Source organism: Microbacterium sp. NPDC055312 (assembly GCF_053645675.1).
In genome coordinates this window covers 13513-34193 of the sequence record NZ_JBSHMU010000006.1, presented here as the reverse complement: position 1 = coordinate 34193, position 20681 = coordinate 13513, and the positions used below count along the sequence as shown (strand labels likewise).

Sequence of the window (20681 nt, the reverse complement as noted above, 5' to 3'; positions counted from 1 at the left end):
CCGGGCGGGTGACGGCGCATAGGGGTCGATGGGACAATGGCCGGATGAGCATGCTGAATCGACCGGGAAAAGGCACCGATCTCGGCGAGGTGATCGCCTCGACGAAGGACTACGAGGCTGCCCAGAAGATCGTCTCGAAGCTGATCGCGGGAGAGGTGCCTGCGCGTGACATCGCCATCGTCGGTGAGGGTGTGCGCACGGTCGAGCGGGTGACCGGCAAGCTCGGATACGCGGCTGCGGCGCGCTCGGGTGCGACCAACGGCGTGCTGATCGGTCTGCTGCTGTCGGCTGTCATGCTGTTCGGCACCCCGGATGCTCCGATCTCGCTCTTCCTGGGCTTCCTGCTGATCGGTGTCGCGCTCGGCATGATCATGAGCCTGGTGACGTACTCGATCGTGCGTCGCCGTCGGGACTTCGCGAGCATGACGCAGATGCTCGCCGACCACTACGAGGTGCGGGTGCAGCCCGCGTCGCTGACCAAGGCGCGGGGCGTCGTCGGGCCGGAGCGGTCGCAGACGGTGCGTCCGCCGGTCGACCTCAGCGAGCCGCCGCGGTACGGCGAGCGGGTTCCGCCGGCAGGCCAGGGTGGCTCGAGTGCTGGTCAAGGTGGTTCCGCGGGTGCGGCGGGCCGCGGCGGTTCGGCGGGGCCGGATGCATCCGGTTCCGGGACGCCGGGGGGCCCGGTATCTCCGATGCCGCAGCCCGTCGCGGATCCTGCTCCGGCGCCGGATCCTGCGCCCGCCCCGGGTCCTGCCGCTCCCGGATCGGGCCCTGTTCCGGGCACTGATCCTGTCCCCGGCTCGGATCCTGTTCCCGGGTCGGATCCTGTTCCCGGGTCGGATCCTGTTCCCGGGTCGGATCCTGTTCCCGGGTCGGATCCTGTTCCCGGGTCGGATCCCGTTCCCGGTTCTGGTCCTGCGCCCGATCCGGCTCCCGCGCCGGATCCCGCTCCGGGTACGACCGGCGGCCCGGTCGTTCCTCCCAAGCCGCCGCTTCCGGGCGCGGAGCCCGGCATCGGCGCGCCGGGTGGCCCTGCTGACCCCGGGGCCGGTCCCGTGCCTGCGCCGAAGCCCGGCGTCGGCAGCGACCTGTCGACTCCGACCGACCCGCGATGACGGGCTCGAGCGGCCAGGCGACGGGCGCTTCGGCGTGGGCGCTCGGGCTGCTCGTGCTGCTTCCGGTGCCGTTCCTCGGGCCTTTGGCCGCCGGCGGCGGGATGATCGCGGCCTACGGGTCGCTGTCGCGCCAGGGTCCGCTGGCGAAGCAGAACGCCGCTCTCGCACGTTCGTGGGGCCGCCTGTTCCTGATCGTGTCGACGGCGCTGCTGCTCGTGCAGCTCACTCTCGGGATCGTGCGGCTGACGCAGCCGAGCGCTGCTGCGTCGGGCGTTCTGCCGCAGGGCATCCCGCTGCTGCTGTACGGGATCGTGTGCGTCGTGCATCTGGTCGTGGTGATCGTCGCGCTGCGGCGCGCGCGTCGCGGTGGGGTCGTGCGCCTTCCGTTCGTGCGGAGCGTCTGATGGCCGTCGCGGTGCAGCTGCCGGCGGGACCGGTGACGGTGACGACGGCGTGGGAGGAGCCGAGCGGAGCTTCCCGCGGTGTGGTCGCGATCGCTCACGGGGCCGGCGCGGGGATGGATCACCCGTTCCTGATCGGTTTCGCCGAGGCTCTTCGTGCCGCAGGGTTCACGACGGTGCGCTTCACCTTCCCCTACGTCGAGGCGGGGCGGCGGATGCCCGGGCCTGCCGCGCACGCTGTGCTCACCTGGCGAGCCGTGGTGGCGTCGATCCGTTCCGAGCGCCCCGAGGCCGCGATCTGGGCGTGCGGCAAGTCGTACGGCGGCCGGATGGCGTCGATGGCCGTCGCGGAGGGGCTGGAAGTGGATGGGCTCGTGTATCTCGGATACCCGCTGCATCCGCCCGGCAGGCCCGACAAGCCGCGGGTCGAGCACCTGCCCATCGTGCGTCCGCCGCAGCTGTTCGTGGAGGGCACGAATGATCCGTTCGTGCAGCCGCTGTCGCAGCTGGAGGAGGCTGTGGCGTCGTGTCGGGATGCCCGGATCACGTGGATCGACGGTGGTGGGCACTCGTTCGAGGTGAAGGGCGCCAAGCGGCCTGCCGATGTCATCGGCGCGGAGCTGGCGCCGCTGGTGGTGGCGTTCATCGACAAGGTCGAGCGGCGGCGGGCGCAAGAGTGAGCGTCGGGTTCCATCACGTCGAGCTGTGGCTGGCGGATGGCATCTCGGTGTCAGGCTGGCCGTGGCTGCTCGAGCAGGTCGGCTTCGTCCGGATGCAGAGCTGGGAGGGCGGCGAGTCGTGGGCCGCGGGCGCGCCTACCTGACGCTCACCACGTTGCTCACGTTGCCGACGTTGCCGACGGTGCAGAATCATGCTCTGTCGCACCAGGTCAGGCGATTGCGGGTCGGAAGCGTGGGGGCGGCGGGTCGATCCCGGCCCAGGCGTCGATGTCGGTGAAGAGGGCCATGACTCAAGAATGAACCCGACCACCGGCATTCGAACGCAGATTCGAACAGAATCGGGCGCTCGAAGGTCACAGACGTGTAACGACTGTCGAGGGGCTCGCGATCCCTCGAAGAGCCGGACGGTGGCTCGCGAGACCAGGGAGGCTCGCGTGTGCGAGTCAGTCGATGGTCGACGCCGCCGAGGCGATGATATCGGCGAGGTCCCGGGGGCGGCTCCACATGGGCCAGTGGCCCGTGGGTAGATCCACGACGTCGACACGCTCGAGGTTCGCGACCTCGACGAACATCGGATGGCCGGCCCTGACCAGCTCCATCACCTGCTTGCCCGAGATGGAGCAGCACACCAGTGTCGTCGGGATGCGGCGGCGGGACTCGTTCGTGAGCTCGACGGACTGGCGAAGCACCGGGGCGGGCTCGGGGACCGCCTTCGTCCGGAAGCGCTCCAGCATCTCGTCGTTCAGGCCTTCAAGGCTCGCCTGCTGGGCGAGGTCATCGAATGATGGCAGAGGCAGGTCTGCGACTGCGGCCGGCAAGTCGGCGGCGAAGGCACTGCCGCTCGCCACGGGACCGGAATCGACCCACACCACCCGGTCGACGAGCTCGGGATGCCGGTCGACGAAGACGCTCATCGGGGCGTTGGCTCCGCTATGTCCGACGAGGACCACGGGCTGATCGCCCTGCCGGGCGATGACCGCTCGGATCGCGGCCACCTGGTCGTCGATCGTCTTTGCCGTGCGGGCCGGGTCGTCTGCGTCGAGACCCGGAAGGGTCATCGGCACGGCGTGGGTGCGGCCTGTCTCGAGGTGCTCAAGGACTTCGTCCCACGCCCATCGCAGCGGTGCGCAGGGCGTCTCGGCCGAACGGTTGGCGCGAGAGCTCGAGGTGTCGGTGCGCACGGTCAAGCGCGACCTCGATGCGCTCGAGAACAGCGGGGCGCCGATCTGGTCTCGCCCTGGCCCGGGCGGCGGATACGGGCTTGCGAAAGGCGGATCGCTGCCTCCCGTCAGCTTGTCTCCAGCGCAGGCCGTGGCGCTCATGGCGGCGGTGTCCGCCGTGCCCGATGCACCGTACGCCGATCTGGCGAAGGCCGGTGTCCGCAAGATCATGGACGTCCTCGACCCCAGAACCCGATCGCGGGCGGACGAGCTCGCCCACCGTGTCTGGGTCAATGCCCTTCCGTCTTCCTCGCGCTCCATCCGGTCGGCGCTGGAGGAAGCGATGATCGAGCAGAGGGTGCTTTACATCCGCTACACGTCGCGGGACGGCGCCACGACCGCTCGTGACGTCGAACCCGTGCTGTTCGCGTCGACGGGCGGCCGGTGGTATCTGGTCGGATGGTGTCTTCTGCGCGACGCGATGCGATGGTTCGCCGTGTCGCGCATCGAGCGGGCCACCGTCACCAGGACAGCCTGCAGCGGCCACACCATCCAGGAAATCGGGGAACCCCCGGCAAACGCCCGGCCCGTTCACGGTCACGGCCATTAGCTCGGGGTACAGCCGTTCCCGCCGAGACTGTCTGCTCGGCTTTCTGGGGCAGGGCGCCCGGCTTCGGCCTGCGGATGAGAACATGGCGCGATGGACGTCGAGTCGGATGCTGACCGAGCGCGCGCCACCCGGCGCCGGCGACCTCAGCTGCCCGGCGGACCTGCAGTCGGCGTCGCGCCCCGACCCGAACCAGCCGATCGCAGCCAGCTCGTATGCGCCTTCAGCGCGTGCAGCACCGCCAGCCGAACGACCAGGTACAGCGCCCCGCCGACGATCGCGAGCACGACCAGCCAGGTGACCAGCACGATCAGGAGATGCGCTCCCGAGAACCCGACCAGCACGCTCAGCCCTTCAACCGCGCGATCCACGCCTCGACGGCGTCGACCGTGCGGGGGATGTCGGCCGACAGGTTCTCCGCGCCGTCGGCGGTCACCAGGATGTCGTCCTCGATGCGCACGCCGATGCCGCGCAGCTCCTCGGGAACGGTCAGGTCGTCGATCTGGAAGTACAGGCCCGGCTCGATGGTGAAGACCATGCCCTCTTCGAGCACACCGTCGTAGTACATTTCACGCCGCGCCTGCGCGCAGTCGTGCACGTCGATGCCGAGGTGGTGCGACGTGCCGTGCACCATGTACCGGCGGTGCTGGCCGCCCTTGTCGGCGTCGAGCGCCTCGTCGGCGGTCACCGGCAGCAGGCCCCATTCGGCGGTTCGCCGGGCGATGACATCCATGGCCGCCTCGTGCACCTCGCGGAACTGCACGCCGGGCTTCGCGACGGCGAACGCGGCATCCGCGGCCTCGAGCACGACCTCGTACACGCGGCGCTGCACGTCGGAGAAGGTTCCGTTCACCGGCAGGGTGCGGGTGATGTCGGCGGTGTACTGGCTGTCGACCTCGACACCGGCGTCGATCAGGATCAGATCGCCCGGCACGACCGCACCGTCGTTGCGCGTCCAGTGCAGGTAGCAGGCGTGGTGGCCGGACGCGGCGATCGTGTCGTAGCCCTCCCAGTGCCCGTCGCTGCGGGCGCGCTGGTGGAACACGCCCTCGACGATCCGCTCCCCGCGCGGGTGCGCGATCGCGCGGTCGAAGTCGCGGATGATGTCGTCGAATCCGGATGCCGTGACCGCGACCGCATGGCGCATCTCGGCGATCTCGTACTCGTCCTTCACGAGGCGCAGCTCGGAGACGAAGCGGGTGAGCTCCTCGTCGGCGTCGACGACCAGGTCGTCGTCTCCGGCGACGAACGCGTCCACGTGCGCGGTCGCGACATCGAGGTCCGCCGCGACGCCGGCGAGCGACGGGCGCGGCCCGATCCAGAACTCGCCGATCGTGGCATCCGAGTAGAACTCGCTGGTGGTGCGGTCGGCGCGCTCGCGGAAGTAGAGGGTGATGTCGTGGCCGTTCTCGGTCGGCTCGAAGACGAGCAGCGAATCGGGCTCGGACTCGTTCGCCCACCCGGTCAGGTGCACGAACGCCGAGTGCGCGCGGAACGGGTAGTCGGTGTCGTTGCTGCGCTGCTTGAACGAGCCGGCCGGCACGACGAGGCGCTTGCCGGGGAAGGCAGCCGAGACCTTCGCTCGGCGGGCGGCGGCGTACGGCGCCTGGGCGCGCGGCGCGGGCATGGATTCGGGGCGATCGGCCCATCCGGTCGAGATGGTGTCCAGGAATCCTCGGGGGAACGGCTGCTTGCGGGGGTTCTTCTCCGCTGCGACAGCCTCGGCGGGGGTCTCGACGGCGGCGTCAGTCTCTGCGCTGGTCATGCATCCATCCTCTCACTCCTGATCGCCGAGAACCCCGGGCGATCGTGATGATCACCCGGGGTTCTCGGCCGTCACGAGACGGTCAGATCACTGCACGGCCTTCAGCGCGTCGACGATGCCGTAGCCGTAGTAGCTGTTCAGTTCGGTCGTGCCCACGCAGGCCGCGCCCCTGTTGCTCTGCGGCGGCGAACACGGGGTGGCCGTCGCGTCTGCGCGCAGCTTGTCGACCATCTGCGCGGGGGTCAGCTCGGGGTGCACCGACTTCATCAGTGCGAGCACTCCGGCGACGTGGGGCGAAGCCATCGACGTGCCGCTCTTGTACGCCCAGCCGCCGGGGACAGTCGACGCGATGCGCGAGCCGGGGGCCGCGACGTCGATCTGCCCGAGGCCGCGGTTCGAGAACGACGACAGCTGGCCTGACTCGGTGATCGACGACACGGTCACCACACCCGGAAGCTGGGCCGGCAGGTCGAGGCATCCCGAGTTGATCGTGCGCGCCACCGGCTGCGGTGCGTCGTTCGGGCTGCCGTTGTCGACCGTGTTGGTGCTCAGATCGAGCGCGGAGTTGCCGGCCGCCGCGGCGCTGACGACACCCTTGTCGGCCGACCAGTTCACCGCACGCCGGACGGCCTCCTGGACAGCGCCCTGATCGGCCTGGTCAGCGCACCAGAACTCGAACGGGTCGACGTAGTAGCTGTTGTTGGTGACGTCCATGCCCTGCTGCGCGGCCCACATGAAACCGCAGATGGCGTACTCGGGGTAGATGTATCCGTCATCGTTGACGACCTTCACCGACGCCAGGCGCACGTTGGGTGCGACGCCGACGATGCCGACGCCGTTGCGTGCCGCGGCGATCGTGCCGGCGACATGCGTGCCGTGGTCGGACGTGGTCGGATACCAGCCCGTCGCGGACTGGTCGGGGCGACCGCCGACCGTGCAGTTGACCGAGTTGGCGACGTCGATGTTCGCCTTGAGGTCGACATGGTTCGGGTCGATTCCCGAGTCGAGGACGCCGACGAGCACGTTGCGGCTGCCGTCGGTGACGAGGTTGGCCTGGTCGGACTGGATCATCCGCATGTCCCACTGCAGCGAGGTGTACTGCTCGTCACCCGAACCGGGGATCGGCGTCGACGGCTCGTCTCCGTTGACCGGCTTGTTCTTGCCCTGGTTCCAGCCGGACGATCCGGGACCCCACGGTACGCCGGGACCGGTGACCTTGTCCTTCACCTCGGCGGTGCGCGTGGCGCCGACCGATGCGACGACGTTCTTGCCGGTGACCCTGACGGCATCGCGGAACGCCGCACGGTCGGACTGCGCGACGATCACGCCGATCTGCGGCCAGCTCTGCACGACCACGCCGCCGGCGGCGACGACCGCCTTCTCGGCCTTGCGGGTCTGACCGGGATTCGCCTGGCCGATGTTGACGACGTAGCTCATGACGGTGCCGTCCGGCGGCAGGATCGGCACCGGGGTCGAGGGCTCGGAGGTGGCAGCGTTCGCGCTGAGTCCGCCCGCGAGGACGAGTCCCAGCACGGCGGCGGTGCCGACGATGCTGCGCAGTGTTCGGCGTCTGGATTGGGGAGTCATGACGGCCTTTCATCTTCGGAAGACCGGCTGTGAGCCGGGAGGGGTGGGGACCTCCCGACCTTTCTAGCGTCCGCTCACGGCAGATTCAATGATCTCGCCAAGACGACTCTCAGACTCGCTCAGCGGGCAGGCTCCAGCTGGGCGACCAGCGCCCGGTGGTCGCTGCCACCCGAATCCTCGAGCACGAGAGTGCCGCTCGCTTTCCATTCCGGGCTCGACATGATGTGGTCGATCGGCGCGCCGGCCAGGCGCGGAAGGGCGGCCGGCCATGTGCCGATCATGCCGTTGCCCGTGCTCGCCGCGGCATCCGCGCAGCGTCCCATCGTGCCGCCGTCGACGCCGAACGAGGCCATGTGGTCGAGGGTCGCATTGAAGTCGCCGGCGAGGATGAACTCGCCCTCGGGGCACTGGTCGGCGATCCACTCGAGATCCGACCGCCACTGCGGCATGGCGTTCTGGCGGGGTGCCACCGCGTGCACGGCGACGATGGTGGGGCCCGTGCCGTCGACGGGCATCGCCACGGCGCTCGGCACCGAGCCGGTGTTGCTCGACCCGTCGCGCGACGAGTCGATCACCGAGTACTCGCCGAGGTCGGCCGAGATCAGGATCGTCGTCTGCCAGGCCTGCGGTCCGTCGGGCACGTCGGGGTGGATGTTGACGTGATGCACCCACATCGGGCGGCCGGCGTCGCGCATCGTGATGGCGATCTGCTCGCCGACCTCCTCCGACGTCTCGGGCAGTGAGACGACATCGATCTGCTGGTCGGCGATGACTCCCGCGATCGTGTCCGCCGACACGGCGGCGCCCGCGGTGTTCCACGACAGCACCCGCACCGACTCGTCCGTCTTCTGCGGCAGCGCGTCCGACCCGAAGCCGCGCATCGCCCCCACCACGCCGTTGGCCCCCGCGCCGAGCAGGGCGATGATCAGGATCGACGCCGCGAAGCCCCGCAGCGGCCTCGCGAAGAGCAGCAGCGCGGCGACCAGCGCGACGAGCAGGAAGACGCCGACGAGGGCCGCCCGGGAGGCGATGATCTGAGTGATGGGGAAGGTCAGCTCGAGCCGGAAGAACTGCGGCCAGACGAGCACCGCCGTCGCCATGGCGAACAGCGCCGAAAGAAGGATCCCGATCAGACGTAGCATCGCCCGAAAGCCTAGGGGAGCCGGCTGTGACGACCCTGGCGGTACGCTCGGATCATGACCTCAGGCGCCCCCTTCCGCTTCTCGGGGCCGAGTGATCTGCACCTGCACTCCAACCATTCCGACGGCACCGAGTCGCCGACCGAGGTGGTGCGCCAGGCGCACGCGCACGGCATCCGGACGCTCGCGCTCACCGACCACGACCGCACCACAGGCTGGGCCGAGGCGGCCGAGGCGGCGTCCGAGCGGGGGATGACGTTCCTGCCTGGCATGGAGTTCTCGGCACGGCACGACTGGCGCAGCGTGCATGTGCTCGGCTACCTCTTCGATCCTACCGACCCTGCGCTCGCCGAGGAGGCCGAGCGGATCCGCGCCGATCGGGTGGGCCGGGCCGAGCGGATCGTCCGCAGCATCGCCCGCGACTACGACCTGCGCTGGGACGACGTGCTCGAGCAGACGACGGCGGATGCCACGGTCGGCCGACCGCACATCGCGGACGCGCTCATCGCCCGCGGCCTCGTCGTCGATCGCACCGAGGCGTTCGAAGGGATCCTGCATCCGCGCAGCGGCTACTACGAGCCGCACTACGCGCCCGATCCGCTGACCGCCGTGCGCCTGATCACCGGGGCGGGCGGAGTGGCGGTCATCGCCCACCCGGTCACGATGGGAAGGGATCGGATGCTGCCGGTGCCGTTCCTCGAGAGGCTGATCGCCGCGGGGCTGGCCGGTTTCGAGATCGACCACCGTGAGAACACCGAGCCGGGCAAGAGGGAGCTGCGCCGGCTCGCGTCGGAGCACGACCTCATCGTCACCGGCTCCAGCGACTACCACGGCATGGCCGGCAAGCCGAACCGTCCGGGCGAGAACACCACCTCCGACGAGATGGTCGCCCGCATCATCGCCCGCGCGAGCGGCAGCGAGCCGACCTACCCGTAGCGCGCATCCGTCCCGCACAGGACCGAGGCCCCTCCTGCCGAGCAGGAGAGGCCTCGATGAGCAGAGCGTGTGTCAGGCGCCGGCCGGTGCCGCACCGCCCGAGCGGCGACGGCGCCGACGGCGCTGCGGAGCGGGCTTGCCGTCGCGGTGCTCGCTGGTCGCGTCGCCGTCGTGCGTGCCCGCGCCGTCGGCCTCGCGTTCGGGGGAGGAAGGGGATCCGGATGCCTGCGGCTCGGCACCCTCGGTGCCCTCGTTGAAGGTCGAGCCGACCTGGTCGCCGCCCGAGCCGCGGCGGCGGCGCCGGCGGCGCTTGGTCGTGCCGTCATCGGTCGCCTCCGCGGCGGCCTCCGCGGCCTTCTGCGGCTGACGCTGACGACGCTCCGACGCCGGCTTCTCGGCCTTCGGAGCCGTCACCAGACGGCCCTTGGTGCCCTCCGGGATGTCGAGATCGGTGTAGAGGTGCGGGCTCGACGAGTACGTCTCGACGGGCTCCGGCTGCCCGAATTCGAGAGCACGGTTGATCAGCGCCCACTTGTGCAGGTCGTCCCAGTCGACGAAGGTGACGGCGATGCCCGTCTTGCCCGCGCGGCCGGTGCGGCCGGCGCGGTGCAGGTACGTCTTGTCCTCGTCGGGGATCGTGTGGTTGATCACGTGCGTGACGTCGTCGACGTCGATCCCGCGGGCGGCGACGTCGGTGGCGACGAGCACATCGCGCTTGCCGGCCTTGAAGGCGGCCATCGAGCGCTCGCGCTGCTCCTGGCCCATGTCGCCGTGCACGCCGCCGACGTTGAAGCCGCGGTCGCTCAGCTCGTCGACGAGCTTCTGCGCGGCGCGCTTGGTGCGGGTGAAGATGACCGTCTTGCCGCGCCCCTCCGCCTGGAGGATCCGGGCGATGATCTCATCCTTGTCGAGCGAGTGCGCCCGGTAGACGATGTGCTTGATGTTCGCCTGTGTCAGGCCCTCGTCGGGATCGGTGGCACGGATGTGGATCGGGTTCGACATGAACCGGCGCGCGAGCGCCACGATCGGGCCCGGCATGGTCGCCGAGAACAGCTGGGTGTGCCGCACGGGCGGCACCTTCGAGAAGATCTTCTCGATGTCGGCGAGGAAGCCGAGATCGAGCATCTTGTCGGCCTCGTCGAGCACGACCTCGGTCGCGTTCGACAGGTCGAGCAGCCGCTGGTTGGCGAGGTCGATGAGGCGTCCGGGGGTGCCGACGACGATCTGCGCGCCGGCCTTCAGCTGATCGATCTGACCCTCGTAGGCCTTGCCGCCGTAGATCGCGACCACGCTGGTGGAGCGGTTCGAGGTGAGCAGGTCGATGTCTTCGTACACCTGCACGGCCAGCTCGCGGGTGGGCACGACGATGAGCGCCTTGACGCCGTGCTCCGGATCCTTGCCCAGGCGCTGCACCACGGGGATGCCGAAGCCGAAGGTCTTGCCGGTGCCGGTCTTGGCCTGACCGATGATGTCCTGCCCGGGAAGGCCCAGCGGGATGGTCTGCTCCTGGATTGGGAATGCGTCGACGATCCCCTTCGCGGCCAGCGCGTCGATGATGTCCTGATCGATTCCCAGATCAGCGAATGAAGTCACAGTGTTCTCTTGCCTGTCCGGCGCGAGCGCGGAGTGTGCCACGCGGGCGCCTCGTAACGGATCCACGCCGTCTCAGTGCAGCCACAGGCGCGGGGCCCTGCTCCGATGGCAGGACGGGACAAGCCTACCGGAGGAGCGCCGTTCGCCCAGTAGTCTGGGCGGGTGGTCAACTGGTTCTGGAAGCGCACGCCCCAGCGGCGGACGCTGAAGCTGCGCGGCCGAGGCGAGACGAGCGGCACCACCCGGGTCGACTTCGCCGAGCTCGCCCCCGAGCTGAACCGCTTCCTCGGGCAGGCCGCCTACCTGCAGCTCGGGTACTTCGAGACGCTCAGCCGCGGCATCCGGGGCACCCAGGAGCTGGCCCGCAAGGAGGCGCTGTCGCGCGCCGCCGGTGCCGCTCTCGACAAGCACCGCGGGATCGTGCAGGTGATCGCCGAGCGCGGCGACGACCCGACGCAGATCATGCTGCCGTTCCGCGAGAACCTCGACGAGTTCCGACGCAAGACCATCGGCGAGCGGCAGGAGGAGACGCTGCTCGCGGTGTACCTCACCGCCGGGATGCTCGACGATTTCTATCTGGCGCTGGCCGGCAGCTACGGCGAGACCGGAGCACGGGTCGCGGCGATCCTCCGTGAGGATGACCGCGGCGAGGAGATCGTGTCGATCATCCAGCAGACGATCGAGAGCGACGACGAGTGGCGCTCGCTGCTGTCGATGTGGGGGCGCCGTCTCGTCGGCGACACCCTGCTGGTGTGCCGCGACGCGCTGCGTCCCGATCGGCTGGTCGCCGACGATCAGCGCATCGAGCCGGTGTACACCGAGCTGATGGGCGCGCACGCCAGGCGGATGGATGCCATGGGGCTCGCCTCGTAGCATCCGGGTCCGCCCGGGCATCCGGCGCGGAATCGCGTCAGATGCCGAGCGCCTGCTTCTCGAGCGCGTCGCGGCGGGTGCGCTGCGACGTGAGGACGAGAGTGGCCGCCGTGGCCAGCGCGAGGCCCGCGCCGATGCTCATGACCCAGAGCCACACGTCGCCCTCGCCGACGCCCGCCCACTGCATGATGGTGTAGACCGCTGCGGTCGTCGCGGTCGTGACGGCCGGTGTGACGGCCACGCCGCGCAGCGGACGCTGCGGCAGGAGGAAGTGCAGGGCGACGCCCAGCGAGCACGCCGCGATCAGCGCGAGCAGGATGTACATGTCAGGCGAAGAAGCCGACCCGGCGGGTCTCCTCGGTGCCCAGCTCGATGTAGGCGAGGTTCGCGGTCGGCACGATGTACGAGCTGCCCTTGGCATCGGTGAGGCTGATGTGGCTGGCGTTCTGCTCGAGAGCAGAGACCACCTGAGCGCGCACCTCGTCAGCGGTGCTGGAGGTGTCGAAGCTCAGCTCACGACCGGTGTTGATGATGCCGATGCGGATTTCCACGCGATCTCCTCAGGTTGGGCGAACACCGGCAACTCTACCGGCTGGCCCGACGGCGGGCCGGTGGTCGGCCGCGATTTCGCCGTGGGCGCACAGGCGTGCCGCGTCGGCCTCGGCACCCGGTGTCGGCGGGCCGCTATACCGTGGAGGCATGATCCCGGATGCCGCGCAGCTCGCCGTCGTGAACGGCGACGCCGGCGCATCCGGCGTCATCATCGGCGCCCCGGGCACGGGCAAGACGACCGCGCTGATCGATCGGGTGGTGCACCTGCTCGCCACCGGCCTGTCCGCCGACGAGGTGCTCGTGCTCACCCCCAGCCGTCAGGCGGCCACGGCGCTGCGTGACCGGATCGGCGTCCTCATCGACCAGGCGACGCCCGGCCCGCTCGCGCGTTCGCTCGGGTCGTTCGCCTTCCAGCTCGTGCGTGGGGCGATGGTGCACGCCGGGCTCGAACCGCCCGCCCTGCTCACCGGCGCCGACCAGGACCGCATCCTCGCCGACCTGCTCGCCGGCGACGCCGAAGACGGCATGCGTCGCTGGCCCGATTCGCTGAGCCCGGCGGTGCGGGGGTCGAAGGGGTTCCGCTCCGAGCTGCGCGCCTTCCTCGCCGAGTGCACCGAGCTCGGCATCCGGCCCGGCGAGCTCGCCACCTGCGACCGCGAGGTCTGGCGCGCCGCCGACGACTTCCTCTCCGAGTACCGCGACGTGATGGGCGGCATGCGCGTCGCGCATCGCGATGTGCCCGAGCTGCTCGCCGAGGCCACCGCGATCCTGCACACGGCGCAGCCCGTGGCGCTCGGCCCGCTCGCCCGGCTGCGCGTCGTGCTGATCGACGACGCGCAGGAGCTCACCCGCGGGGGAGTGCGGCTGGTGCGGGCGCTGCGCTCGCGCGGCGTCGCGGTGCTCGCGTTCGGCGACCCCGACATCTCGTCGGGTGCCTTCCGCGGCGCCAGCCCGCAGCTGTTCGCCGAGCTCGCGCGCGTGCTCGGCGACGTGCACGTGCTCGACGCCGCGCACCGGCAGAGTCCTGCGCTGACCGCCCTGACCCGCACCGTCACGCAGGCGATCGGCGTCGCCGGCCGCGTCGACCACCGGCGGCCGCCGGAGGGGAGCGACGGTGCGGGGGTGCGCACCCTGATCGCGCCGTCACCGCACGAAGAGGTCGACCGCATCGCGGGCGTGCTGCGCGACTGGCACCTCACCGACGGCATCCCGTGGAGCCGCCTCGCCGTCATCGCGCACGACACCCGCCAGATCGTCATGCTCGAAGCGGAGCTGGCTGCCCGCGAGGTGCCGACCCGAGCAGCCGGCGTGCCGCGTCCGCTGGGCAGCGAGGGGATCGTCCGCGAGATCGTCGAGATCGTGCGGCTCGGACTGACCTCTCCCGACGAGCGCCCCTCCGATCTTCTCGCCGAGGCCCTCACCTCGCCGTTCGGCGGTCTCGACCCGGTCGGCCTGCGCCGGCTGCGCGCGCGGCTGCGACATGTCGAACTCGAGCAGGGCGGATCGACACCGGCACGCGAGCTGCTCAGAGAGGGCATGCAGTTCCCGCACCTGTTCGACCGGGTGGACGCGCCGGAGGCGCGAGTCGCCCAGCGGTTCGCCGAGACCCTGCGGATGCTGCACGACGAGGGCACGGCGGGCCGCACCATCCACGAACTGCTGTGGACCGTGTGGGACCGCGCGCGCTCGATCGGCGGCGGTTCGCTGCAGGCCGCCTGGCGCGCGGCGGCCGATCAGCCCGGCGGTGCCGAGATCTCACGCTCGCTCGACAGCCTGGTCGCGCTCTTCGACGCCGCGAAGCGCTTCGTCGAGCGCACGCCGAACGAGAAGCCGGCGCTGTTCATCCGCGACATCCTCGACAGCGAGGTGCCCGAAGACACCCTCTCGACACCCGACCGGCCAGGGCTCGTGACCCTGCTGACACCGGCGACCGCCCTCGGCACCGAGTTCGAGGCCGTCGTCGTCGCGGGAGTGCAGGACGGCATCTGGCCGAACGTTCGCCTGCGCGGCGGGATGCTCGAGACCTGGCGCCTGGCCGAGGCGATCTCGGCCGCACGCGCCGGCGAGCCCGAGACCGTGCCCGGCCTGCTCGATCGGCGCAGGGCCGCGCTGCACGACGAGCTGCGACTCTTCGTGCGCGCGATCTCACGGGCGCGCACCCGGCTCGTCGTCTCGGCGGTGGACGACGACGACATGACGCCCAGCCCGTTCTTCTCGTTCCTTCCGCCTCCGCCGCCGGCCGAGGAGGACGAGGTGCGCTTCGCGCACCCGCTGACGCTGCGCGGGCTCGTCGCACGCCACCGGCGCACTTTGACGGCCTCGACCGACCCTGCGGAGCGCGCGTTCGCGGCCGGACAGCTGCGGATCCTCGCCGACGAGGGCGTGCCGGGCGCGCACGTCGACGAATGGTACGGGGTCACCGAGAGCTCCAGCACGGCGCCGCTGCGCGACCTGCGGGCCGCTCCCGTGCGGGTGTCGCCCTCGCGGCTCGAGGCCTTCGAGGAGTGCGGACTGAACTGGGTCGTCTCCGCACTCGGCGGCGACAGCGTCATGCCGCCCTCGGCGGGCATCGGCACGATCGTGCACGAGGTGATGGAGCGGGTGCCCGACGGCGACCCCGACGCCATGCGTGCCATCATCGACGAGCATTGGCCGGAGCTGGACTTCGAGACCGCGTGGATCGGCCGCAAGGAGCGCCGCCGCGCCGACCTGTACCTCGAGCGGCTGCGTGCGTACCTGGCGGAGGTGTCGCGAGACGGCGGCCGGGTGGTGGGCGCGGAGGCGGCGTTCCGGTTCACCGTCGATCTCGACAGCGGCGCCGTGCGCGCCGACGACGGCGGCGACGCGGTGAGCGCAGCCGGCCGCGAGACGGCCGCGGGGGCGAGTGCCGCGCCGCCGCGGGCGCTGGTCAGCGGCGTCATCGACCGCGTCGAGGTGTATCCCGCCGGGGCCGGCGAGCACGATGCAGCCCGAGGGCAGAAGTGGGAGCGGATGAGCGGAGAGGACGAGCGGGTGGTCGTGGTGGATCTGAAGACCGGCAAGTACGAACCCGACACCGAGGCGAACGTGCGTGAGCACGCGCAGCTCGCCGCGTACCAGGTCGCGGTGCAGGAGGGACTGCTCGACGGGGCGCCGGCGGGCTCGCTCGCCGGCGCCCGGCTGGTCATCGTCTCGAAGACCGTCGGCAAGGCGCAGTACCGCGTCGCGCATCAGCACACCCTGGGCGACGAGGCGCGTGCGGCGTTCCTGCAGCGGGTCACCGCCGCCGGCCGCGGAATGGCGGCCAGCAGCTTCACCGCGCAGGTCGAGGCGCACTGCGCCGACACCCAGGTGCGGGTCTCGCCGTGCCACATCCACACCGTCCCGGCGGTGAGCTCGTGACCGCGGGCGGCACCCTCACCGGCACGGCGACGATCTCGGCCGAGACCATCGCCCTGGCCCTCGGCCTGCCCGTGCCCACCGACGCCCAGCAGCGGGTGATCGAGGCGCCGCCGAGCCCGGCGCTCGTCGTCGCGGGGGCGGGCAGCGGCAAGACCGAGACGATGTCCGGTCGCGTGGTCTGGCTCGTCGCGAACGGCAGGGTGCGCCCCGACGAGGTGCTCGGCCTCACCTTCACGCGCAAGGCCGCGGGTGAGCTGGCCGAGCGCATCGGCATCCGGCTCGAGATGATCGACCACTTCGCCCGCCGCGGGCTTCTGCCGCACCTCGACGAGATCGTCGCCGACGACGCGCTGCGGCGGGTGCACGCCGCCGTCGCCGGCCCGCAGCGCGACGCGGTGCGGGTGCAGGTGCTCGACGAGCTCGCCGAGCAGCACGGCACGGGGTGGGACCCCCGCACGCCGCGCTCGGCCGAGGATCTCCTCATCCGCCCCCGGGTGTCGACCTACAACGCGTTCGCCGACAGCATCGTGCGCGAGCACGCGGCCCGCATCGGACGCGACCCCGAAGCCGCCATGCTCAGCCAATCGGCGTCGTGGCTGATCGCGCGCGCGGTGGTGCTGCGCGCCGACATCCCCGAGCTCGAAGAGATCGACCGGTCGCTGGGCGGGGTGATCGACGCGGTGCAGAAACTCGCCGCCGAGGTGCTCGATCACCGTGCCGACCTCGACGCCGTCGAGCGCATCGCGGCCGAGCACGCCGCTGCGTTCGAGCCGTACCGCACGAGCCGTGACGTCGACACCGCAACACTGAATCTGCGCAGCATCCCCGTGCTCGCCCGTCTCGTGCGAGACTACATGGCCGAGAAGCAGCGTCGCGGCGTGCTCGACTTCGCAGACCAGGTCGGCGGGGCCTTCGACATCGTCGAGAGCGCGCCCGATGTGCGCGCCGATCTGCGCGAGCAGCATCGCGTCGTGCTGCTCGACGAGTACCAGGACACCTCTGTCATCCAGACCCGGTTCCTCGCCGCTCTGTTCCGCGACAGCGCGGTGATGGCGGTCGGCGATCCGCACCAGTCGATCTACGGCTGGCGCGGTGCGAGCGCCGACAACCTGTACGCGTTCAGTCGTGCGTTCGCCCACGACGAGCCCGCGACCACGTACAGCCTGATGACGAGCTGGCGCAACGACACACGCATCCTCGACGTCGCCAATCGCGTGCTCGAGCCCCTGGCCAGGGAGGGGCTCGACGTGCCGGCTCTCGCGCCGCGCCCCGGCGCCGGGCGGGGCCGGGTCGACGTCGTCTTCCCGCACACCGTCGACGACGAGGCAGCGCACGTCGCCGAGTGGTTCGCAGCGCGGCGGCGCGAGCACGAACGGTCGGACCCGGATCGGGCGCACACCGGCGCGATCCTGTTCCGCTCGAAGCGTCACATGCAGACGTTCGCCGCGGCGCTGGCTCGTGAGGGGATCCCGCACCGCATCCTGGGACTCGGTGGACTGCTGTCGACGCCGGAGGTTGTCGACGTCGTCTCGATGCTTCGGGTGATCCACGACCCGACGGCGGGCTCGGCTCTCATCCGTCTGCTCGTCGGTCCCCGGTTCGCGATCGGCGTCGCCGACATGGCGGCGCTCTACGACCTCGCGACCGCCCTTGCCGGACGCGATGCCGACCTGTCACCGCTCTCCGACGAGGTGCGGCAGCGGCTGCGCGCATCGCGCGGCGCCGACGAGGCCGTGTCGATCATCGACGCGGTCGACTTCCTGCGCGCCGCCCCCGACGACTACCGTCTGGTCGCGGCGATCACGCCGGAGGGGCGCCGGCGGATGCGCGCGGCGGGGGAGATCCTCGAACGGCTCAGGCGTGCCGCCGGCCTGCCCATCCCCGAGCTCATCCGCCTGATCGAGCTCGAGCTGCGACTCGACATCGAACTCGCCGCGAACGAATCGCGCGGACCCGCTCGGGTCGCCGCCACGCAGCTGCGCGCCTTCGCCGACGAGGTGCGCGCGTTCCTCAGCGCCGACGACCGCGGCACGATCGGCAGCCTGCTCGCCTGGCTCGACAAGGCCGAGAGCACCGACGAGCTCATGCCGCGCCCCGAGCCCCCCGAGCCGGGTGTGGTGCAGCTGCTCACGATCCACGGCTCGAAAGGACTCGAGTGGGATGCGGTCGCGGTCGTGCGGCTCGTCGACGGCGAACTGCCGGGGCGGGCGCAGGACACCGCCGGATGGTTCGGGTTCGGCGTGGTCCCGTTCGCGCTGCGCGGCGACCGCGACGCGCTGCCGGTCTTCCGCTGGGACCCGCAGGCCGAGATGGATGCCGTGGGCGACGTTCCCGCGAAGCGGCACAAGGCCGCGCTCGACGCGCTCGCCGCGGGCGTGACGAAGGCCTATCCGAACGGCGGCGCGCTGCGCCGGTTCAAGAACGAGTACCGCGACTACCAGCAGCAGGAGGAGCGGCGTCTCGCCTACGTGGCGTTCACCCGGGCCCGCAGCGACCTGCTGCTCTCGGGCGCGCACTGGGCGGGTCAGGTGAAGCCGCGCCAGGCGAGCCCGTATCTGCTCGACGCGATCGACGTGCTCGGGCTCGACCCGATCGCCGGCGTCGACCCCGACGACAACCCGTACGACGGTCCGGGTATGACCCGATCGTGGCCGATGGATGCCCTGGGCGACCGGCGCCCCCGCGTCGCCGCTGCCGAGCGCGAGGCGCGCGCCGCCCTGGCCGATCCAACGCTGCCAGAGCCCACCGAGCAGCTGAGACGGCTGCTCGTCGAGCGCGCGGCGCGGCAGCAGGGCGCCCCCGCCGAGGTGCCGACGCGCGTTCCGGCATCGCGGTTCAAGGACTGGGTCACCGACTACCGCGGCACGTTGCGCGACCTCGGACGGCCGATGCCTGAACGGCCCTACACGCAGACCCGCATCGGCACCCTGTTCCACGCTTGGGTCGAGCACCGCTCAGGATTGGTCGGTGCGAGCTCTACCGTCGAGAGCGCTCTGTGGGAGCTCGACGACGACGGTGCCGACGCCGCACCCGCGACCCATCTGGGCAGCGACGACGAGCGCGCCCTCGCCGAGCTGCGGGCGGTGTTCGAGCGCAGCGAGTGGGCGCCCCTGCAGCCGATCGCGGTCGAGATCGAGATCGACTTCGCGTTCGGCGAGGCCGGCGACGCGGCCGAGGGCGGCGGTCACATCGTCATCTGCAAGCTCGACGCGGTCTACCGCCGCGAGGATCGCGGCGGGCGCATCGAGATCGTCGACTGGAAGACCGGCCGGGCACCGCGCACGGCCGCCGAGCGCGAAGAGCGGATGCTGCAGCTGGCGCTCTACCGGCTCGCCTACCACCGGCGGTTCGGTGTGCCGCTGGAGGAGATCGACGTGGCGCTGTTCTACGTCGCGGACGACCTCGTCATCCGCGACGACCGCGTCTACTCGGAGTCGGACCTCGTCCAGCGCTGGAGCGCGGCGCGGGCGGCCCGCTGAGCTTCGTCGGAGTCGGAATCCGAGTCGGGGTCGGAATCGGCGGATTCCGGCTGATCCGAGTCCGCCGCGCGTCCGGCATCCCCCGGCGCGGCGACGCCGTCGGCGCTGCGCGTCGATCCGCGCACGCCGGCGATGTCGGTGAGGTCCTGCGTGGGCTCCTCCCACGACGCGTGGCCCGGGCTGGTCGGCGCGGCCGCGTGGGGATCCTCGCCGGGCACCGGTGATCCGGGCCGTGCCGTGTCGCCGGCGTCGCCCGGCTCATCCGGCTCGGCCTCGTGCCAGAGGTCCTCGGGGCGGTAGGCGTCGGTCTGCATCGACGTGTCGATGTCGCTCGAGGCGGTGGCGGGCACCCGGTCGAGCACGTCGAGAGCCGAATCGACACCGCCGGTGTACGTCGCCGCCACCCGCAGATCATCGCCGCGCAGACCCGAGCTGAGCGATTCCATCAGGGCAGCGGCGTCGTCGACGATGTCGGGCCGGCGCAGCTCGTCGCCGTGCACGAGCCAGCGGGCGAATTCGAGCTCGGCGTGCAGGCGGGCGCGCGCCCGCAGCGCGTCGTCGGCCGCGCGCTGCGACGCGGCCGTGTAGGCGGTGAGCACGTCGGGTGCGGCATCCGGGGCGCCGGAAAGCCAGCCGAGGTCCTCGGCCGGGTCGCCGACCGAGAGCCCCCGCCAGCCGAGCACGGCGACCACCTGAGGACCGTCGTGCGGGTCGTCTTCGAACAGGAACGAGAGCGACTGGATGCCGCCCAGGGTCACGGCGCTCTCGAAGCGCCACAGGTCGTCATCGGCGACCGCATCCCGCCAGCGCGCGCTGAGACGGGCCGGCACACGACCGGTCGCCGACGCACGATCGACCAGCTGGCCCGTCTCGGCGCGCACCGCTGCGGCATCGCTCACGCTGAGTCCGGCCGCACGAACGACCGACGGCGGCAGGGCGTGCACGGCGGCGATCGCCTGACCGATCGAGACGGCGGCACCGCGTCCGGCGGGAAGGTGCGCGGCCTCGACCTGGAAGCCGGGCATGAGATCGGTGACCAGCGCGCGCGCCTCGCCCACGCGCGTCTCGCCCATCGCGGTGGGCACGCGGAAGGGCAGCATCTCCCTGGCGCCGGCGGTCAGTGCGCGCAGCGCGAGCGCCTCTTCGGCGAGCTCGACGGCGGCCGCGTCATCGGCGGCGACCCGGATCACGACCTCGCTGCCGTCGGCGAGTGTGGCGATGGCTGAATCGAACCTCCCGTCGCCGTCCGCGGTCAGAGCGCGAGCGCCCGTGACCTCCGCCCCGGGCACAGCGGCCGTGACCGCCGCCACTAGAGTGAAAGGAGAGCGTGCCATGCTCCCCAGCGTAGGTCTGCCCCCGCGCAGTTGGCGTCCACGCCACGCGAGTGACGCGGCATACGTCGCGTTCCGGGAG

Annotated in this window: 18 protein-coding genes; 9 read left to right on the top strand and 9 right to left on the bottom strand. The window is 71.3% G+C overall.

Annotated elements, in window-relative coordinates; all coding sequences use genetic code 11:
* Positions 1 to 44: 44 nt before the first annotated feature.
* The 4 genes from ACWIDW_RS12945 to ACWIDW_RS12930 are packed head-to-tail and all read left to right on the top strand — an operon-like array spanning position 45 to position 2339.
* The gene (locus tag ACWIDW_RS12945; protein ID WP_454125729.1) at positions 45 to 1115 is read left to right on the top strand and encodes a general stress protein; all 1071 of its coding nucleotides are present in this window, start codon (positions 45 to 47) and stop codon (positions 1113 to 1115) included.
* Positions 1112 to 1519, top strand: coding sequence for a hypothetical protein (locus ACWIDW_RS12940; RefSeq protein ID WP_454125728.1), 408 nt, complete (start codon positions 1112 to 1114; stop codon positions 1517 to 1519). Before ACWIDW_RS12945 ends, ACWIDW_RS12940 begins: the two co-directional genes overlap by 4 nt.
* Complete coding sequence (locus ACWIDW_RS12935; protein ID WP_454125727.1) at positions 1519 to 2196, top strand: alpha/beta hydrolase family protein; 678 nt, start codon at positions 1519 to 1521, stop codon at positions 2194 to 2196. Before ACWIDW_RS12940 ends, ACWIDW_RS12935 begins: the two co-directional genes overlap by 1 nt.
* Complete coding sequence (locus ACWIDW_RS12930) at positions 2193 to 2339, top strand: hypothetical protein (RefSeq protein WP_454125726.1); 147 nt, start codon at positions 2193 to 2195, stop codon at positions 2337 to 2339. The genes ACWIDW_RS12935 and ACWIDW_RS12930 overlap by 4 nt, the downstream gene beginning before the upstream one ends.
* Before the next feature lie 300 nt (positions 2340 to 2639).
* Here the strand turns inward: ACWIDW_RS12930 and ACWIDW_RS12925 are convergent, their stop codons facing one another.
* Positions 2640 to 3317, bottom strand: a complete 678-nt coding sequence (locus ACWIDW_RS12925) for an alpha/beta fold hydrolase (RefSeq protein WP_454125813.1) — start codon at positions 3315 to 3317, stop codon at positions 2640 to 2642.
* A gap of 46 nt (positions 3318 to 3363) precedes the next feature.
* Between ACWIDW_RS12925 and ACWIDW_RS12920 the strand changes: the two genes are divergently transcribed.
* Positions 3364 to 3966, top strand: coding sequence for a helix-turn-helix transcriptional regulator (locus tag ACWIDW_RS12920; RefSeq protein WP_454125725.1), 603 nt, complete (start codon positions 3364 to 3366; stop codon positions 3964 to 3966).
* 143 nt (positions 3967 to 4109) lie between these two features.
* On the opposite strand, the gene ACWIDW_RS12915 is transcribed toward ACWIDW_RS12920, so the two are convergent.
* The 4 genes from ACWIDW_RS12915 to ACWIDW_RS12900 all read right to left on the bottom strand — a co-directional run bounded on the left by ACWIDW_RS12915 (position 4110) and on the right by ACWIDW_RS12900 (position 8457).
* Positions 4110 to 4334: a hypothetical protein gene (locus ACWIDW_RS12915; protein ID WP_454125724.1), complete on the bottom strand. Its 225-nt coding sequence runs from the start codon at positions 4332 to 4334 to the stop codon at positions 4110 to 4112.
* Entirely contained in the window at positions 4310 to 5728 is a 1419-nt protein-coding gene (locus ACWIDW_RS12910; protein WP_454125723.1) for an aminopeptidase P family protein, read from the bottom strand. Before ACWIDW_RS12910 ends, ACWIDW_RS12915 begins: the two co-directional genes overlap by 25 nt.
* 87 nt (positions 5729 to 5815) lie before the next feature.
* Positions 5816 to 7315, bottom strand: a complete 1500-nt coding sequence (locus ACWIDW_RS12905; RefSeq protein ID WP_454125722.1) for a S8 family peptidase — start codon at positions 7313 to 7315, stop codon at positions 5816 to 5818.
* A gap of 119 nt (positions 7316 to 7434) precedes the next feature.
* Complete coding sequence (locus tag ACWIDW_RS12900) at positions 7435 to 8457, bottom strand: endonuclease/exonuclease/phosphatase family protein (RefSeq protein ID WP_454125721.1); 1023 nt, start codon at positions 8455 to 8457, stop codon at positions 7435 to 7437.
* A gap of 54 nt (positions 8458 to 8511) precedes the next feature.
* Here ACWIDW_RS12900 and ACWIDW_RS12895 point away from each other — a divergent pair, with 54 nt between their 5' ends.
* Entirely contained in the window at positions 8512 to 9390 is an 879-nt protein-coding gene (locus tag ACWIDW_RS12895; RefSeq protein ID WP_454125720.1) for a PHP domain-containing protein, read from the top strand.
* 72 nt (positions 9391 to 9462) lie between these two features.
* Here the strand turns inward: ACWIDW_RS12895 and ACWIDW_RS12890 are convergent, their stop codons facing one another.
* On the bottom strand, positions 9463 to 10983 hold the full coding sequence (locus ACWIDW_RS12890) for a DEAD/DEAH box helicase (protein WP_454125719.1): 1521 nt from the start codon (positions 10981 to 10983) through the stop codon (positions 9463 to 9465).
* Between the two features lie 162 nt (positions 10984 to 11145).
* Between ACWIDW_RS12890 and ACWIDW_RS12885 the strand changes: the two genes are divergently transcribed.
* The gene (locus tag ACWIDW_RS12885; RefSeq protein WP_454125718.1) at positions 11146 to 11856 is read left to right on the top strand and encodes a ferritin-like fold-containing protein; all 711 of its coding nucleotides are present in this window, start codon (positions 11146 to 11148) and stop codon (positions 11854 to 11856) included.
* Between the two features lie 37 nt (positions 11857 to 11893).
* Here the strand turns inward: ACWIDW_RS12885 and ACWIDW_RS12880 are convergent, their stop codons facing one another.
* Both ACWIDW_RS12880 and ACWIDW_RS12875 read right to left on the bottom strand, forming a co-directional pair.
* Positions 11894 to 12181, bottom strand: a complete 288-nt coding sequence (locus ACWIDW_RS12880) for a hypothetical protein (protein ID WP_454125717.1) — start codon at positions 12179 to 12181, stop codon at positions 11894 to 11896.
* 1 nt (position 12182) lies between these two features.
* On the bottom strand, positions 12183 to 12407 hold the full coding sequence (locus ACWIDW_RS12875) for a DUF3107 domain-containing protein (RefSeq protein WP_101187211.1): 225 nt from the start codon (positions 12405 to 12407) through the stop codon (positions 12183 to 12185).
* A 148-nt stretch (positions 12408 to 12555) separates the two neighbouring features.
* Between ACWIDW_RS12875 and ACWIDW_RS12870 the strand changes: the two genes are divergently transcribed.
* Together ACWIDW_RS12870 and ACWIDW_RS12865 are read left to right on the top strand one after the other, a co-directional pair.
* Positions 12556 to 15789 carry an ATP-dependent helicase gene (locus ACWIDW_RS12870; protein ID WP_454125716.1) on the top strand — a complete coding sequence of 1078 codons (3234 nt, stop codon included), beginning with the start codon at positions 12556 to 12558 and terminating at the stop codon, positions 15787 to 15789.
* A complete protein-coding gene (locus ACWIDW_RS12865) occupies positions 15786 to 19268 on the top strand; it encodes a UvrD-helicase domain-containing protein (protein WP_454125812.1) in 3483 nt (1160 codons plus the stop codon). Before ACWIDW_RS12870 ends, ACWIDW_RS12865 begins: the two co-directional genes overlap by 4 nt.
* Here ACWIDW_RS12865 and ACWIDW_RS12860 read toward each other — a convergent pair.
* A complete protein-coding gene (locus ACWIDW_RS12860; protein WP_454125715.1) occupies positions 19214 to 20602 on the bottom strand; it encodes a phosphotransferase in 1389 nt (462 codons plus the stop codon). The genes ACWIDW_RS12865 and ACWIDW_RS12860 overlap by 55 nt on opposite strands.
* Positions 20603 to 20681 lie beyond the last annotated feature (79 nt).

Coding starts and splice junctions, on each gene's coding strand:
- ACWIDW_RS12945 (WP_454125729.1), top strand. CDS start 45: ATGAGCATGCTGAATCGACCGGGAAAAGGCACCGATCTCGGCGAGGTG.
- ACWIDW_RS12940 (WP_454125728.1), top strand. CDS start 1,112: ATGACGGGCTCGAGCGGCCAGGCGACGGGCGCTTCGGCGTGGGCGCTC.
- ACWIDW_RS12935 (WP_454125727.1), top strand. CDS start 1,519: ATGGCCGTCGCGGTGCAGCTGCCGGCGGGACCGGTGACGGTGACGACG.
- ACWIDW_RS12910 (WP_454125723.1), bottom strand. CDS start 5,728: ATGACCAGCGCAGAGACTGACGCCGCCGTCGAGACCCCCGCCGAGGCT.
- ACWIDW_RS12905 (WP_454125722.1), bottom strand. CDS start 7,315: ATGACTCCCCAATCCAGACGCCGAACACTGCGCAGCATCGTCGGCACC.
- ACWIDW_RS12900 (WP_454125721.1), bottom strand. CDS start 8,457: ATGCTACGTCTGATCGGGATCCTTCTTTCGGCGCTGTTCGCCATGGCG.
- ACWIDW_RS12895 (WP_454125720.1), top strand. CDS start 8,512: ATGACCTCAGGCGCCCCCTTCCGCTTCTCGGGGCCGAGTGATCTGCAC.
- ACWIDW_RS12880 (WP_454125717.1), bottom strand. CDS start 12,181: ATGTACATCCTGCTCGCGCTGATCGCGGCGTGCTCGCTGGGCGTCGCC.
- ACWIDW_RS12870 (WP_454125716.1), top strand. CDS start 12,556: ATGATCCCGGATGCCGCGCAGCTCGCCGTCGTGAACGGCGACGCCGGC.
- ACWIDW_RS12860 (WP_454125715.1), bottom strand. CDS start 20,602: ATGGCACGCTCTCCTTTCACTCTAGTGGCGGCGGTCACGGCCGCTGTG.